At 70.2% G+C, this 14,367-nt stretch carries 15 protein-coding genes and 2 pseudogenes; 11 read left to right on the top strand and 6 right to left on the bottom strand.

What is annotated here, in order from left to right; translation table 11 throughout:
- Positions 1–15 precede the first annotated feature (15 nt).
- From AB0D74_RS26140 to AB0D74_RS26120, 5 genes and pseudogenes are all read left to right on the top strand, one after another.
- A complete protein-coding gene (locus AB0D74_RS26140; protein ID WP_362591626.1) occupies positions 16–291 on the top strand; it encodes a hypothetical protein in 276 nt (91 codons plus the stop codon).
- Positions 272–790, top strand: a complete 519-nt coding sequence (locus tag AB0D74_RS26135) for a DUF6879 family protein (RefSeq protein ID WP_362591623.1) — start codon at positions 272–274, stop codon at positions 788–790. The genes AB0D74_RS26140 and AB0D74_RS26135 overlap by 20 nt, the downstream gene beginning before the upstream one ends.
- Positions 791–802: 12 nt before the next feature.
- Positions 803–1,651, top strand: coding sequence for a helix-turn-helix transcriptional regulator (locus AB0D74_RS26130; RefSeq protein WP_362591620.1), 849 nt, complete (start codon positions 803–805; stop codon positions 1,649–1,651).
- 715 nt (positions 1,652–2,366) lie between these two features.
- Positions 2,367–2,591, top strand: a complete 225-nt coding sequence (locus tag AB0D74_RS26125; protein WP_362591617.1) for a DUF397 domain-containing protein — start codon at positions 2,367–2,369, stop codon at positions 2,589–2,591.
- Positions 2,592–2,676: 85 nt separating this feature from the next.
- Positions 2,677–3,141, top strand: a pseudogene (locus AB0D74_RS26120) (hypothetical protein); the annotation flags it as partial.
- Positions 3,142–3,197: 56 nt separating this feature from the next.
- Here AB0D74_RS26120 and AB0D74_RS26115 read toward each other — a convergent pair.
- Entirely contained in the window at positions 3,198–3,773 is a 576-nt protein-coding gene (locus AB0D74_RS26115; RefSeq protein ID WP_362591614.1) for a TerD family protein, read from the bottom strand.
- A 182-nt stretch (positions 3,774–3,955) separates the two neighbouring features.
- On the opposite strand from AB0D74_RS26115, the gene arfB reads away from it, so the two are divergent.
- A complete protein-coding gene (gene arfB / locus AB0D74_RS26110) occupies positions 3,956–4,384 on the top strand; it encodes an alternative ribosome rescue aminoacyl-tRNA hydrolase ArfB (RefSeq protein ID WP_362591611.1) in 429 nt (142 codons plus the stop codon).
- A gap of 69 nt (positions 4,385–4,453) precedes the next feature.
- Here arfB and AB0D74_RS26105 read toward each other — a convergent pair.
- Together AB0D74_RS26105 and AB0D74_RS26100 are read right to left on the bottom strand one after the other, a co-directional pair.
- Positions 4,454–4,741 (bottom strand): annotated as a pseudogene (locus AB0D74_RS26105) (GNAT family N-acetyltransferase); the annotation flags it as partial.
- 75 nt (positions 4,742–4,816) lie between these two features.
- Positions 4,817–5,335, bottom strand: coding sequence for a flavin reductase family protein (locus tag AB0D74_RS26100; protein WP_362591609.1), 519 nt, complete (start codon positions 5,333–5,335; stop codon positions 4,817–4,819).
- Positions 5,336–5,714: 379 nt separating this feature from the next.
- On the opposite strand from AB0D74_RS26100, the gene cdgB reads away from it, so the two are divergent.
- Positions 5,715–7,370, top strand: coding sequence for a diguanylate cyclase CdgB (cdgB, locus tag AB0D74_RS26095; protein ID WP_362591606.1), 1,656 nt, complete (start codon positions 5,715–5,717; stop codon positions 7,368–7,370).
- A gap of 118 nt (positions 7,371–7,488) precedes the next feature.
- Positions 7,489–8,439 carry a carbohydrate-binding protein gene (locus AB0D74_RS26090; RefSeq protein ID WP_362591603.1) on the top strand — a complete coding sequence of 317 codons (951 nt, stop codon included), beginning with the start codon at positions 7,489–7,491 and terminating at the stop codon, positions 8,437–8,439.
- On the opposite strand, the gene AB0D74_RS26085 is transcribed toward AB0D74_RS26090, so the two are convergent.
- From AB0D74_RS26085 to AB0D74_RS26075, 3 genes are all read right to left on the bottom strand, one after another.
- Positions 8,436–9,365 (bottom strand): 1-phosphofructokinase family hexose kinase, encoded by a 930-nt coding sequence (locus tag AB0D74_RS26085; RefSeq protein ID WP_362591601.1) that lies wholly within the window; start codon positions 9,363–9,365, stop codon positions 8,436–8,438. The two genes, AB0D74_RS26090 and AB0D74_RS26085, sit on opposite strands and share 4 nt — an antisense overlap.
- Positions 9,366–9,471: 106 nt before the next feature.
- On the bottom strand, positions 9,472–10,602 hold the full coding sequence (gene nagA / locus AB0D74_RS26080; RefSeq protein WP_362591786.1) for an N-acetylglucosamine-6-phosphate deacetylase: 1,131 nt from the start codon (positions 10,600–10,602) through the stop codon (positions 9,472–9,474).
- Positions 10,603–10,724: 122 nt separating this feature from the next.
- Positions 10,725–11,663 (bottom strand): ROK family protein, encoded by a 939-nt coding sequence (locus AB0D74_RS26075; protein WP_362591598.1) that lies wholly within the window; start codon positions 11,661–11,663, stop codon positions 10,725–10,727.
- A 131-nt stretch (positions 11,664–11,794) separates the two neighbouring features.
- On the opposite strand from AB0D74_RS26075, the gene AB0D74_RS26070 reads away from it, so the two are divergent.
- From AB0D74_RS26070 to otsB, 3 genes are all read left to right on the top strand, one after another.
- The gene (locus AB0D74_RS26070; protein WP_362591595.1) at positions 11,795–13,066 is read left to right on the top strand and encodes an extracellular solute-binding protein; all 1,272 of its coding nucleotides are present in this window, start codon (positions 11,795–11,797) and stop codon (positions 13,064–13,066) included.
- A 17-nt stretch (positions 13,067–13,083) separates the two neighbouring features.
- Positions 13,084–13,317 (top strand): DUF3263 domain-containing protein, encoded by a 234-nt coding sequence (locus tag AB0D74_RS26065; protein WP_362591592.1) that lies wholly within the window; start codon positions 13,084–13,086, stop codon positions 13,315–13,317.
- Positions 13,318–13,436: 119 nt separating this feature from the next.
- Positions 13,437–14,288, top strand: a complete 852-nt coding sequence (gene otsB / locus AB0D74_RS26060) for a trehalose-phosphatase (protein ID WP_362591589.1) — start codon at positions 13,437–13,439, stop codon at positions 14,286–14,288.
- Positions 14,289–14,367: the final 79 nt, after the last annotated feature.

Raw genomic sequence — 14,367 nt, 5'->3', positions numbered from 1 at the left:
ACAGCGGGAGCGAACGTGCCCTTAAGGTTTCTCGGCATCATCCCCAACACGCCGACCGACGAGTCTCCGACGATCTGGCTTCATGAGGAGACGGGAGACCTCCTGATCCAGTCGTACAAGGCGACTGAGGAGGAAGTGAAGGAGTGCCAGAAGATCGGTTCGATCCCCGGCCACTCCACTGACGTCCCGGAACACGAGACGATCATCAGGCTCCCCGCGGTCATGCTTCAGTACATCCCCCGTCCGCACGGCGACAACCGAGAGACCGCAAGTGCAACCACCAGCGCGTAGCGCTTTGGCGAAGGCTCAGTGGGCAGCAGTGCACCTTGAGCTGCGCGACAGCTACATGCTGGATGACCCCGAGTTCATCGCGTGGCAACAGGGGAAGCGCCTCGACCCCAGCGACCCGTCGGCATGGTGGGGTGGCTGGCATGACGCGGTGCGTGACGCGAGAGCTCGTGGCGTCGCCGTCCGGCGTGTGCGTATCGTCTCTGAGCCGATCAGTGACTACGTGAGGTATGAGTACGACTGTACGTTCACCAATATCGCGGCCGGTGAATCAGTCAAATGGCTGCCAAGGCGGAAGACGACGGATCTCGCGCTGCCCGGCACCGATTTCTGGGTGTTCGATGACGCGCAAGCTCTCTTTCATCACTTCACCGGTGACGGACAGTTGGATGAGAACGGGCGAGAGTACACGGACGATTTCGCACGGGTGAAGCTCTGCACAGACGCCTTTGACGCAGCTTGGCGACGCGCGATACCTCACGAGGAGTACCGGCCTCGCTGAGGCATCTGATCCATGGCTGCTTCCCCATCTTCAAGTGCCCAGCAAGCCCGGCAGGCTCTCGCTGATCGGCTTACGGAGTTATGCCGGGACGCTGGGTTGTCCGGGCGCGACATCGCTGAGCGCTGCGGCTGGCATCCGTCCAAGTCATCCCGGATCATGAACGCCCGCACGCCCCCATCGGCGGAAGACCTCCGGGCCTGGTGCCAGGCATGTGGTGCGGAGGATCAGACCGCCGATCTGATCGCCTCGCTACGGACCGCTGAAGGCATGTGGGTCGGTTGGCGGCGAATGGAGCGGGCTGGGCTCAGGCAGGCGCAAGAGGCGCGCTCGCCGCTGTTTGAGCGCACGCACCGATTCCGGTCCTACTCGTCATGGTTGGTGCCGGGGCTGATCCAGACATACGGCTATACGGAAGCCGTGTTGCGGGCCGTTCAGCGCCGACGGGTCGAAGTCGATGACGTGGCGGAAGCGGTAACGGCTCGTATGGAGCGGCAGCGCGTGCTTTATGACGGAGGCCGGCGCTTCGCCTTCCTCGTTGAGGAATCGGTTCTACGGAACGGCATCGGAGGGACCGATGTGCAGATTGGCCAGCTTGGCCACCTGCTCACGGTCGGCACGCTGTCCAACGTCAGCTTGGGCGTGGTGCCCATGAGCACGGACCGTTCGCGGATGCCGGTAGAGGGATTCTGGATCTTCGACGCGGCACAGGTCAACGTCGAGTTGGTTTCGGGATACCTCACGCTCACACAGCCCAGCGAGGTAGCCATGTACGCGGATACGTTCGCTGAGTTGGCCGACCTTGCCGTTTACGGCGCGAATGCCCGCGCCCTGATCACAGCGGCTATGCACTCACTCGGGTGACTGCCATGCAATCCCATGCAACTTCGTGGTCCCACGCTTCCAGCTCTCTCTAACGTCCTTGCCATGGAGAAGTCATCGGAGAGGGCGGGCCATGGCGAGCGACAGCAGGGCGCAGGGGACCGGAGCAGCCGATCATCCGGGCAGCAGTGAGGCCCGGCAGTTCCTCTCCCGTCTGTCCGAAGCGTTCGGCGTCGGCGGCGTGCTCATGGTGCAGAAGAGTGACCCCGGCCCCGAAGGCGCCGACCTGGCACCGGGGCCGGCCTTGCACTGGCCTCCGTGCGAGTGCGGGAGCCCGAAGTGTCCTGACTACAAGCCCCCGTCGACCAACTCGGCAAGAGGACTGAGCACCAGAGTCGCCGCAGCCAACGCGCGCAGCCGCAGGGGCGGACTGTGAGCGTTCGGACGGCGATGCGGTACGTGATGCACCGGATCACCGAGCATCCCGATACAGGTGCGACGTTCGAGGCCGAGTGTCTGCACTGCGGTTGGAAGTCGACGTCGGCCGATGACTCGGCGCCCGTCGACGTGGCGTGCCTGAGCCACACAGGCCGGTCCGGTCACGCCGGTTACCGGCGCATCCGGACCTCGTTCGCCATGGTCGTTCGCGCCGAGTAGAGCCACACCGGCCTAGCGGTGGAATCCCTGAACTCCCGCCCCTTTCACGGGCGGCGGCGGTCGGTCGTGGCCGTGATCAGTTGAGCAGGAAGGTGCAGTGATGCTGGACGGAAGTGATCTGTACGCGCTCGATATCGACGGGGCCTCGTTCGTGAAGGCGTGCGGCGGACCCTGCACCGAGGGGTGCGTGACCCTCGCCCGGATCGGCGACGGCGCCTGGGCGCTGGGTGACAGCAAGCGGCCCGACGCGCAGCCGCTGCGGTTCACCTCGGAGGAACTGGACGCGGCCGGTATCGACCCGGTGCGCTTCGGCCTCCACGTCTGATCCCTCGCCCTCGGTCGGCCGGGCCGTCCCTTCCGCACCCTCCCGGGGCCGGTCCGGTCGGCGTTTCTCGGAACGGGAACGACTCGTGCACCACCACGGCTACCTGTGGACCGGCCCGAAAGACCGCTTCGACCAGGAAGCGCTACGGCGGCCCCCGCACTCCGAGCCGCCCCCGGCCGGAAGCAGGCCGGAGCTGATCCAGCGGTATCGCGAGGTGGCCGCGGAGTTCCCCACGTCGGATCTGCCGCCGCTGGAGACGGCGTACTGGCTGATCAAGCCACGTCCCTCGGTCCGTGGCACATGGGAGGAGGCGAAGGAAGCCGCGTCATGGCTGGGCGAGCGGCTGGTCGAGTACACGCCTCGTTTCGCCTCCGAGAGGGACCGGGACACTGCGCGCCTGGCCCGACTGGTGAACGTTGCGGCCGAGCAACTGCACTCCGGTACTGACGTCTCGTACGGCTTCTATCTGGAGCGGCCCGCCTACCTGTCCCTGGCCGTGGTGACCTGCTCCCCGAACCGCGCGCGGCCCGAACTGAGATGCCCGGTCGCGGAGAAGCCCCCGGCCGCGTCCAAGCGACCGGGGGCTTCTGCACTGCGCAGCGACCGTCAGACGTTGACGCCGAAGTCCTGGGCGATGCCGACCAGGCCGGACGCGTAGCCCTGGCCGACCGCGCGGAACTTCCACTCGGCGCCGTTGCGGTAGAGCTCGCCGAAGACCATGGCCGTCTCCGTCGCCGCGTCCTCGGAGAGGTCGTAGCGGGCGATCTCGGCGCCGCCGGCCTGGTTGACGATGCGGATGTAGGCGTTGCGGACCTGGCCGAAGTTCTGCGAGCGGGTCTCCGCGTCGTAGATCGAGACCGGGAAGACGATCTTGTCGATGTCGGCGGGGAGGCCCGCCAGGTTGACGTTGATCGCCTCGTCGTCGCCGGCGCCCTCGCCGGTGCGGTTGTCGCCCGTGTGGACGATGGTCTGGTCCGGGGTCTGCTTGTTGTTGAAGAAGACGAAGTGGCCGTCGGAGTAGACCTTGCCCTGCGTGTTGACCGCGATGGCGGAGGCATCCAGGTCGAAGTCCGTGCCGGTGGTGGTGCGGACGTCCCAGCCGAGGCCCACGGTGACGGCGGTCAGGCCCGGAGCCTCCTTGGTGAGCGAGACGTTGCCACCCTTGGAGAGGCTTACAGCCATGGTCGGGAGTCCTTTCCCTCGTTTCGCGTACGGCCGTGCGGCGTACGGGCTTGAAGCTACAGCTACCCGTATGAACGCCACGAGGGGTACCGAAGGTTCCACCTCGCTTTACTTTCTTTGCCAAACGGGTGATGAACGATATTCGCGTGACGTGTGCCGGTCAGGCGCGCGACCATAGGGGCATGTCCGGTCCCTACGTCATCCGCGGCTCCGTCTCCCTCCCCGAGGCCGAGCTCAACTGGCGTTTCTCGCGGTCGTCCGGCCCGGGCGGCCAGCACGTCAACACCAGTGACTCGCAGGTGGAGCTCCGCTTCGACCTCGCGAACACCGACGCGCTGCCGCCGGTCTGGAAGGCACGGGCGCTGGAGCGGCTGGCGGGGCGGCTCGTCGACGGGGTGATCGTCGTACGGGCGTCCGAGCACCGTTCGCAGTGGCGCAACCGCGAGACCGCCGCCGTACGCCTCGCCGCGCTCCTCGCGGAGGCCACCGCGCCCCCGCCCAAGCCGCGCCGGCCGACCCGGATCCCGCGCGGGATCAACGAACGCCGGCTGCGGGAGAAGAAGCAGCGCTCGGACACGAAGCGGGGGCGAACCGGCCGCGACTGGTCCTAGCGGCGGGGGCGGCAGGGGAGGCGGAGCCAGGTGGGAGTCGGAGGTCCAGTGCGCCCACCGGCTGGGCGCCGCTGACCTCGTCGCCACCGCGAACCCGCCGTAGCCCCTGCCCTGTTCCGCCGTGTCGAGGAAGGCCGTCAGAAAGCCGACCGTGCGGTCTCCGTCGACGATCGGATGCGGCCGGGCGACCCCCGGCGGACGGACGTACGCCTCGGTGAGGGATGGACGGACGTACGCCTCGGTGAGGGAATCGGCGACCGGTTCGACGTTCTGTTCCTGCTCGGGCCGCACGCGAATGCAGAGGGCCGTGGTCGGATTTGCGGTGGTCACTTCTTCGAGGCGCGGCAGAGAAGGCATTCGCGCACTCCGGAAGGCCCATTCGGCAACCCGTCGGCAGCCGTCTGCGGAATGTGCAAAACCGACCGTGCGGTCTCATCCCAACTGCCGGTAACGCCCCCGGAAATACATCAGCGGTCCGCCTTCCGCACTCGGCAGTTCGGCGGTGAGGACGCGGCCGATGACGAGGGTGTGGTCGCCCGCCGTGATCCGCTGTTCGGTGCGGCACTCCAGGGTCGCGAGGGCGCCGCCGACCAGTGGGGCGCCGCTGGCCTCGCCGCGGACGTACGGGATGTCCTCGAAGAGCAGGCGGTCGCTGATCCGGCCCTTCATCGCGAAGCGGCCGGCGATGTGCCGCTGGCTCTCGGTGAGCACGGAGACCGCCCAGCGTGGCTGTTCGTCGAGGAGGTCGTCCATCCGGGAGCCCTCACGCAGGCTGACCAGCACCAATGGCGGGTCGAGCGACACCGACAGGAACGCGGTGGCGGTCATGCCGACGTCCTCGCCGGCCGGCGCCAGCGGGTCGTCCGGGTCCAGTGGCGGCTCCTGAGCGGTCACCAGGACCACGCCGGCGGCGAGCCGGGAGAGGGCGGCCTTGAACGCTTCGTTGCTCACCCCCACAGCATGCCCGGTGGCTTCTGCGGCGGCGGTGGAGGGAGTCTTCAGCACGCCGGAAACGCTAGTGTCGGACCCGGCGCGGCCACATCGGCCATCGGCCCGAGCCGGGTCCTAGGACCAACGGCGGGTGTGGCGGGGCGAAAGGCCGTAACGTGCACCATGTGCGCACACCCGCAAAGGCTGTGTTCAGTAAACGCACAGGGAAAACGCGGAAACTCCACGCAATTGTTCACGTTCTCCTGTGACTTGAGTCACAAGGCACGTTAATTGTTGACCCTGTGTACCGAGTGGGCAGCGCGCTGTGATTCAGTGGCGGGGAAAAGTAGCGCCGAAGCAGACCCTTGATTCGCTGCGAGGTCTCGGGGGGAGGGCGAGCATGGAGACCGAGTCGGAGCCCTACGTCCGTCTTGCGTCCCTGCGACAGCTGCACCAGGTCATGGCCGACATGAACACGGCCCGCAGCCTGGCGGACACACTGCAGACCGTCGCCGACGGCGTCATCACCGCCCTCAACTACGAGATGGCGTGCATCAACCTCGTACGCCCCGCCGAGGGCGACCTCGTGGTCGCCGCCTTCGCCGGGAACTCCGCCGCCGAGGCCCTGATCACCGGCCGGGTCGGCTCCCGCGAGTCCTGGGAGCGGCGGCTGAACATGGGCGAGAACTGGGGCGACCTCGTCTTCATACCGCACACCGAGGGCTGGGTCCTCGACGACGACGACGTCCCGCAGTGGTACACCGACGGCCCCGCGCCCCGGTTCGAGGACGAGTGGCACCCCTCCGACCGGCTCTTCGCCCCCATGTACACGCCCGGCGTCTCGGGCAGCTCCTGCGGCGAACTGCTCGGCGTGATCTCCGTCGACCGCCCGCGCAACGGCCGCCACCCGGGCGCCTGGGGCCGCGAGGCCCTCCAGATGTACGCCTTCCAGGCCGCGATCGCGATCAGCAACGCCCGGCTGCGCGCCAACATGCAGCGCGCCCTGGTCCGCCTGGAGCGCGAGCAGCAGGCGCTGCGGGCCAGCGAGGAGTCCTTCCGGCAGGCCTTCGAGTACGCCCCCTCCGGCATGGCGATAGCCGAGATGGGCGGCGACCAGCACGGCCGAATACTGCGCTCCAACGACGCCCTGTGCCGCCTCCTGGGCCGCCCCGCCTCCGCGATGCGCCGCTACTCCTTCTCCGACCTGGTCCACCCCGAGGACATCGGCACCCTGCTCCGCACCTCCGCGGAGGGCGGCCGGGCCGAGCTCCGCCTCGGCCGCCGCGACGGCACCTACGTCTGGGTCTCCCTGCGCAACTCGGTCGTCGCCGACGCCGCCGACGGACCCCGCTTCCTCCTCACCCACCTCGAGGACATAGAGGAGCGCAAGCGCCGCGAGCTCCAGCTCGCCCACCGCGCCTCCCACGACTCCCTCACCGGCCTCCCGAACTCCGCCGAGCTGCGCTCCCGGCTCTCCTCCCGGCTCTGCCGGCGCGCCGGGCACGCCGGGGAGCTGGAATCCCTGGACGCGGCCTACGGCCACCCCGCCTACGACGTCAACGGCCACGGCTTCGACTTCGCGGGCGCGACCACGACGTACGAGGGCTACGACCACCACGTGCACACCGTCGCCCCCGAGGAGGGCCGCGACGACGGCGCCAAGGGGCTCGCGGTGCTCTTCTGCGACCTCGACGGCTTCAAGTCGATCAACGACCGGTTCGGCCACAACGCGGGCGACGCGGTCCTCATCGAGGTCGCCAGACGGCTCTCCCGGGGCGTCCGCGACGGCGACACCGTGGCCCGCCTCGGCGGCGACGAGTTCGTGATCCTCGCCGACGGCCTCGGCAAGGCCGACGCCCAGGACCTGGCCGTACGCCTGCGCAACGAGATCATCCAGCCGATCCGCGCCGAGGGCCGGGCCGTCCGGGTGGGCGCCAGTTTCGGCATCGGATGGGCGCACTGCGGCATGACGGCCGACGAAGTCCTGAAATCCGCCGACGAGCGGATGTACGTAGAGAAACGATCTCGTCCCAAAGCACATCGCCGCGCCGGATGATCCGCAGGTCATCGCGTTGATGCGATCCGAGTCACCCGATTGGCTCAGCCAGACCGGGTAGGCTCGACTCTCAATACCTGTACCGCATCCGCCCGCACCTGTTGAGGAGTACCAAGGGATGACGCCCGGCGACAACGGCGCGAGCACGCCCGAGGACGACGACCCGTTCGGCTACCTCTACGCCGATGGTCAGGCCAGAGGGGCCCAGCCGCCGTCCGGCGGCGGTGGCTACGGCTACCCGCATCAGGTCAGCAGGGTGCGCTCGGTCGGCGAGCGTACGTACGGCGGCCAGCAGCAGGCACCCCAGCCGCAGTACGGCGGCCAGACCATCCCCCAGCAGCCGGGCGGCTACGGCCAGCCACCGAACGCGGCCTACCAGGCCCCGGAGACCTTCCCGGGCGGCGCCCCGACCACCCGCCACGCCCCGCAGAACACCGGCCGCGGCCGGGGCCCCAACACCAAGGGCCTCCTCATCGGAGCCGTCGCGGTCGTCGCCGCCGTCGTCATAGGCATCAGCGTCGCGATGATGAACGGCAACGGAGACGACAACAAGGCAAGCGGCGACGCCTCCACCACCCCGACCCAGTCGACGAGCGCCTCGCCTTCACCGTCGAGCACGAGCTCGGCCGACTCCACGGGCGACATCCCGCCGATCGACGCGAAGGCCCTCCGCCTGGACGGCGGCGCCTCGCTGGCGTCGGACGTGAAGGGCGCGAAGGCCGACGGCGGCATCTATGTGACGAACCTCAACCAGACCGGCGCCGGCGTCACCTGGACGGTCAACGGCATCCCGGCGGACGGGCTCTACACCATCTTCGCCCACTACAGCGCCACAACGGATGGGAGCATGACGCTCACCATCAATGGCAAGGCGTTCGGCAGCAAGTTCAGTCTGGACAACTACACGCACCAGAGTGACCCCACCAAGGCCTGGACCACCAGCTACACGTGGCCGACCCTCACCAAGGGCACCAACACGATCTCCCTGTCCTGCCAGAGCGGGGACAGCTGCGACGTCCTGCTGGACCAGCTGTGGGTGCAGCAGGGCAAGCACACGAACAAGGGCTAAGCAGCCGTCGCGCCGCCCGTCACCGTGACCTGGCCGAGCAGCCTCTCGTAGGTCACGCGGTCGAACTCGCCCGCTGCCGGGGCCCGTACCGTCGCTGCCGACAGGGCGATCGCGCGGGTCAGGCGGGTTGGCCAGGGGAGTTGTTCCACCAGGCCGGAGAGGAGGCCGGCTACGGCGGAGTCGCCCGCGCCGGTGGGGTTGCCGTGTTCGCGGGTGGGTGGGGTGGCGCGCCAGCGGCCCTCCGGGGTGAGGGCCAGCAGGCCCTGGGCGCCCAGGGAGGCGACCACCGTGCGGGCGCCGCGGCGGCGGGCGTCCTGGGTGGCGCGGGCCGGGTCGTGGGAGCCGGTGAGTTCGGCCAGTTCGTCGGCGTTCGGCTTGACCAGGTCCGGGCGGGCCGCGACCCCGCGGCGCAGTGGCTCCCCGCTGGTGTCGAGGAGGACCGGGACCCCGGCGGACCGGGCGGCCTTGATCAGCCCGGCGTACGCCCCCACCGGCACCCCCGGCGGCAGGCTGCCGCACAGTGCCACCGCCGAGGCTCCGGCGAGCAGTTCCTCGTAGCGGTCGAGGAAGGTGCCCCACTCGGCGGGCGCTGTCTGCGGGCCGGGTTCGTTCAACTGGGTCGTGTCGCCGGTCAGTTCGTCCACGACGGCGATGGTGCGGCGGGTCGGCCCGGCGACCGGGAGCAGTGCGTCCCGTACGCCCGGGGTGTCCGCGAGGAGTTGCCGTACCGCCCTCCCGGTGGCCCCGCCCGCGAACCCGGTCACCGTCGTCTCGTGCCCGAGCGCGGCCAGCACCCGGGCCACGTTGATCCCCTTGCCGCCCGGCCGTTCCGTCACGTCCGAGACGCGGTGCGTGGTGTGCGGGCGCAGGGTGCCGACCCGGTAGGTGATGTCCAGGGCGGCGTTCAGCGTGACGGTGAGGATCACCGGGCGACCTCCCTCGCATATGCCCGTGCCGTCGGTTGGGGGGCCTCGATCATGCCAAAGAGACGGCGACCGGCCTAGGGTCGCCGTCTCTCGACAGGGGGAGGGATCAGGACAGTTCGGGTGCGACCACCCACGCACCCTTCCGCATCACGCCCTTCAGCGTGAAGTCCGCGTCCAGGACCAGGAGATCGGCGTCCTTGCCGGGCTCCAGGGAGCCGACCTGGTCGTAGAGGCCCAGCAGGCGGGCCGGGTTGGCGGAGAGGGCGGCGACGGCGTGCTCGACGGGGAGCCCGTCGACGGTGACCGCCCGCCGCAGCGCGCGGTCCAGCGTCAGCGTGGAGCCCGCGATGGCACCGCCGTCCACCAGCCGGGCCACCCCGTCGGTGACCTCGACCTCCAGCGGACCGAGGAGGAAGCGGCCGTCACCGCTGCCGGCCGCGTCCATCGCGTCCGTGATGAACGCGACCCGGTCCGGACCCGCGTGGTGGAAGGCCAACTGCAGCGAGGCGGGGTGGAGATGGGTGCCGTCGTTGATCAGCTCGACCGTCACACGGCCGTCCTCCAGGAGCGCGGTGATCGGGCCGGGGGCGCGGTGGCCGATCTGCGGCATCGCGTTGAAGAGGTGGGTGGCGACCGTGGCGCCCGCGTCGATCGCCTCCACCGTCTGCTCGTACGTCGCGTCCGTGTGGCCGACGGCGGCGATCACGCCGTGCTCCGCGAGCAGCCGTACCGACTCGATGCCGCCGGGCAGTTCGGTGGCGAGCGTGACCATCTTCGCGTGCCCGCGCGCCGCGTCGAGCAGCTTGCGGACCTCCGCCGGGTCCGGGTCCCGCAGCAGCGCCTCGGAGTGCGCGCCCTTGCGGCACGGGGAGATGAAGGGGCCCTCGAAGTGGATGCCGGCGATGTCGCCCTGCTCGGCGAGCTCGGAGAGAAGGCCGGCCTGGCGGGCGAGGACGTCCATGTCGTCGGTGACGGTGGAGGCGACCAGGGTGGTCGTGCCGTGCGTGCGGTGGGTGTGGACGCCGGTGAGGACCTGTTCGGCGGTGCCGGAGCTGAAGGAGGCTCCGCCGCCGCCGTGGTTGTGGAGGTCGACGAAGCCTGGCAGGAGCCAGTGGCCGGTGAGGTCGATGACCTGGGCGTTCTCAGGGGCGTCGGCGGCGATTTTCGTGCCATTGACGACCAGGCGTCCCCTGTCGACCACTCCGGTGGGGAGGACTGTTCGGGCACCGTTGAGGATCAGACCGTTCGACGCCGGCTGCGGGAGTGTTGTGGCTGGTCGCGCGCACGCGGCGGTAGCCGCAGATTGAACTACGCCCCGCGCCCCTGACGGGGCGCTGTAGTCACGCTCGTTTGCAGCCATCAGGGGGTTACCTCCGGAGTGGTCGTCGTGAGTAGGTCCTGGGCGAGCAGGCCCGCGCCCAGGCAGCCGGCCGTGTCCCCCAGCTCGGCCGGGACGATGGACGGGAGTTTCTGGAAGGTCACCCGGGCCTCCACCGCCTCCCGCAGGGGTTCGAAGAGGACGTCCCCCGCCTCCGCCAGGCCGCCGCCGATGATGAGGACCCGGGGGTCGAGGAGGGTGAGGGCGGTGACCAGGCCGTCGGCCAGGGCGGCCACCGCCTCGTCCCAGATCCGGACGGCGTTCGGGTCACCGGACGTGACCGCCTTCGCACAGTCCGCCGCGTCCGCGTCCGGGTCGCCGACGGCCTCCGCCCACGCCTCGCTCACCGCCGCCGCCGACGCGTACCGCTCCAGGCAGCCGCGCTGCCCGCACGGGCAGGGGGCACCCTGCGGCCGTACGACGACATGGCCGATCTCGCCCGCGAAGCCGTGCGCGCCCGACTCCACCCGGCCGTCCAGGCCGAAGCCGCCGGCGATCCCGGTGCCGAGGGCCACGAAGAAGAAGCGGTCGGCGCCCCGGCCCGCGCCGAGCCTGCCCTCGGCCAGGCCGCCGGTGCGGACGTCGTGGCCGAGGGCGACCGGGATGCCGAGGCGGTCGGCGAGGAGGGTGCGCAGCGGGACGTCGCGCCAGCCGAGGTTGGCCGCGTAGACCGCGACGCCGGCCCGCTCGTCCACGATGCCGGGGACCGCGAGGCCGGCCGCGGACGCCGGTTCGCCGAGGTGCTGCTCGCCGTACGCCTTCAGCTCGGCGGCGAAGTCGAGGATGGCGGTGACGACGGCGTCGGGGCCGCGGTCCCGGCCGGTCGCCCGGCGGTCCCGGTGGAGCAGCTCGCCGTCCGGGCCGACCAGCGCGGCCTTCATTCCGGTGCCGCCCACGTCCAGGGCGATGACATGTCTCACGGGAACAGTGTGGCCCGTCGACCCGCAAGAGGTCTAGTCCACTTGCGTGGTGTAGACCTTATAGGTCCACATATTGAACAGCGAGACAGTAAGAAACAGGGGTAGTACACGTGCGGCGGCGTAGGGCAGGAATGATCGCGGTGGTGTCCGCAACGGGCATGACGGCGGTCCTCGGTGGGTGTGGGACGACGGGATCCTCGGACGTCACCCTCAGACTCGTCGCCGCCGACTACGGAGACTCCGCCGCCAACAGCTCCCAGAAGTACTGGTCCAAGCTGGCCAAGGCCTACGAGGCCCAGCACTCCGGCGTGAAGGTCGACGTCACCGTCTACTCGTGGAACGACGTCGACCGCAAGGTCAAGGACATGGTCGACGCGGGCGACGCCCCCGACCTGGCCCAGATCGGCGCGTACGCCGACTACGCCGCCGCCGGCAAGCTGTACGAGGCCGGTGACCTGCTCTCCATCCCGGTCCAGGCCGACTTCCCCTCCCAGCTCGCCGAAGCCGGCCAGTGGAACCACGCGCAGTACGGCATACCCTTCGCCGCGTCCACGCGCGTCCTCTTCTACAACAAGACCCTCTTCTCCCAGGCCGGCATCACCACCGCGCCCACCACCTGGGACGAGCTCGAAGCCGACGCGAAGGCGCTCAAGGCGGACGGCGTGACATACCCGTACGCGCTGCCGCTCGGCCCCGAGGAGGCGCAGGCGGAGACCATGCAGTGGCTGCTCAGCGGCGGCAGCGGCTACACCGACGACACCGGCACGTACACGATCGACTCCTCGCAGAACATCGACACCCTCACCTGGCTCAAGGACGAACTGGTCGGCAAGGGCCTGACCGGCCCGGTGGCCCCCGCCAAGCTGAACCGCGCGACCGCGTTCGCCGCCTTCGCCGACGGCCGGGTCGGCATGGTCAACGGCCACCCCACGCTGATCAAGCAGGCCGAGAAGAAGGGCGTGAAGTTCGGCGCGGTCCCGATGCCGGCCCGCGCCGGCCAGAGCACCACCACCGCGTCCATGGGCGTCGCCGACTGGATGGCCGCGTTCAAGCAGAACGGCCACGCCGAGCAGGTCGGCGACTTCCTGGACTACGTGTACAGCGAGAAGAACGTCCTCGCCTTCTCCCGCGAGTACGGCCTGCTGCCCGTCACCACCTCCGCGTCCCAGACGATGACCGACTCCACCCGGGCCGAGGACAAGCAGCTGCGCCCCTTCCTGGAGCAGCTGCCCACCTCGCAGCTCTACCCCGCGGGCAAGACCTCCTGGGCCGCGATCAGCGCCGACATCAAGAAGCAGATCGGTACGGCGGTGAGCCCGGCCGGCAACCCGACCGGCGTCCTCACCCGCATCCAGGCCGAGGCGGCGACGGCGGACAGCCGTACGGCGGCGGCGACCGGCTGAGCGCTACCGTTCTCGCCATGGACCGGCATGAACTGGGCGAGCGCGAGCGGGCCGTCCTCGCCCTCGAACGCCGGGGCTTCCCGAGCCCCGGCGCGAAGGAACGCGCGATACGCGAGGAGCTGGACCTGGCGCCGGTGCGCTATTACCAGCTCCTGAACGCCCTGCTCGATGACGAGCGGGCGTTGGCCCATGATCCGGTGACGGTGAACAGGCTGCGGCGCGTGCGGGACGCGCGGCGGGAGGAGCGGTGACCTGATCCGCGGGCCGGTGGGGGCTGGTCGCGCAGTTCCTCCCCCAGCCTTCGGCCGGGGGGACCCCCAGCGCCCCTTACGGGGCGCTGTACGGGGCGTTGCTCGGATAGTGTCGGCTCATGGGAACCCACATCACGGAACCCCTCCCGACGCCGCGGACCCAGGCCGGTCGCGACGGCCTCGCCGCTCTCCTCGCTCAGCCCGGCACCGCGCTCGTCGGACTCGACTTCGACGGGACGCTCGCGCCGATCGTCGCCGACCCCGAGCAGGCGCGGGCCCACCCGGACGCCGTACCGGTGCTGGCCGCGCTCGCCCCGAAGGTGGCCGCCGTCGCCGTGGTCACCGGGCGCCCGGCCGAGGTGGCCGTCCGCTACGGCGGCTTCGCGGGCGTGCCCGGCCTGGAACACCTCGTCGTCCTCGGCCACTACGGCGCCGAACGCTGGGACGCGGCCACCGGCGAGCTCACCGCACCGCCCCCGCACCCCGGCATCGCCGCCGTCCGCGCCGAACTCCCCGCCCTCCTCGACCGCGCCGGGGCCGCGCACGGCACCTGGATCGAGGAGAAGGGCCGGGCGATCGCGGTCCACACCCGCCGCGCCCCCGACCCCCAGGCCACCTTCGAAACCCTCCGCGCCCCCCTCACCGACCTCGCCACCGACCACGCCCTGATCGTCGAACCGGGCCGCCTGGTCCTGGAACTCCGCCCCCCGGGCATGGACAAGGGCGTGGCCCTGCGCGCATACGCACGGCACCTCAACGCCGGCGCGATCCTCTACGCCGGCGACGACCTCGGCGACATCCCCGCCTTCGCCGCCGTCGAGAAACTCCGCGAGGAGGGCGTCCCCGGCCTGCTCGTATGCAGCGGCAGCGAGGAGGTCACCGAACTGGCCGACCGCTCCGACCTGGTGGTGGAAGGCCCGGAAGGGGTAGTACGCCTCCTGAGAAGCCTGGCAGCTTTGAGCGCCCCGTAACTTCTAGCGCCCCTTGACTGAAGCGCCCCGTAAGGGGCGCGGGGAACTGCGCGACCAGCCCCCACCGGCCCGCGGATTC

The organism is Streptomyces sp. NPDC048278 (assembly GCF_040652195.1).
GTDB lineage: Bacteria > Actinomycetota > Actinomycetes > Streptomycetales > Streptomycetaceae > Streptomyces.
This window is presented reverse-complemented; position numbering and strand designations above follow the sequence as displayed.

Bases quoted from the DNA above. Each gene is read 5' to 3' on its own strand.
- AB0D74_RS26130 (WP_362591620.1), top strand. From the start codon at position 803: ATGGCTGCTTCCCCATCTTCAAGTGCCCAGCAAGCCCGGCAGGCTCTC.
- AB0D74_RS26125 (WP_362591617.1), top strand. From the start codon at position 2,367: ATGCTGGACGGAAGTGATCTGTACGCGCTCGATATCGACGGGGCCTCG.
- AB0D74_RS26115 (WP_362591614.1), bottom strand. From the start codon at position 3,773: ATGGCTGTAAGCCTCTCCAAGGGTGGCAACGTCTCGCTCACCAAGGAG.
- arfB (WP_362591611.1), top strand. From the start codon at position 3,956: ATGTCCGGTCCCTACGTCATCCGCGGCTCCGTCTCCCTCCCCGAGGCC.
- cdgB (WP_362591606.1), top strand. From the start codon at position 5,715: ATGGAGACCGAGTCGGAGCCCTACGTCCGTCTTGCGTCCCTGCGACAG.
- AB0D74_RS26090 (WP_362591603.1), top strand. From the start codon at position 7,489: ATGACGCCCGGCGACAACGGCGCGAGCACGCCCGAGGACGACGACCCG.
- AB0D74_RS26070 (WP_362591595.1), top strand. From the start codon at position 11,795: ATGATCGCGGTGGTGTCCGCAACGGGCATGACGGCGGTCCTCGGTGGG.
- AB0D74_RS26065 (WP_362591592.1), top strand. From the start codon at position 13,084: ATGGACCGGCATGAACTGGGCGAGCGCGAGCGGGCCGTCCTCGCCCTC.
- otsB (WP_362591589.1), top strand. From the start codon at position 13,437: ATGGGAACCCACATCACGGAACCCCTCCCGACGCCGCGGACCCAGGCC.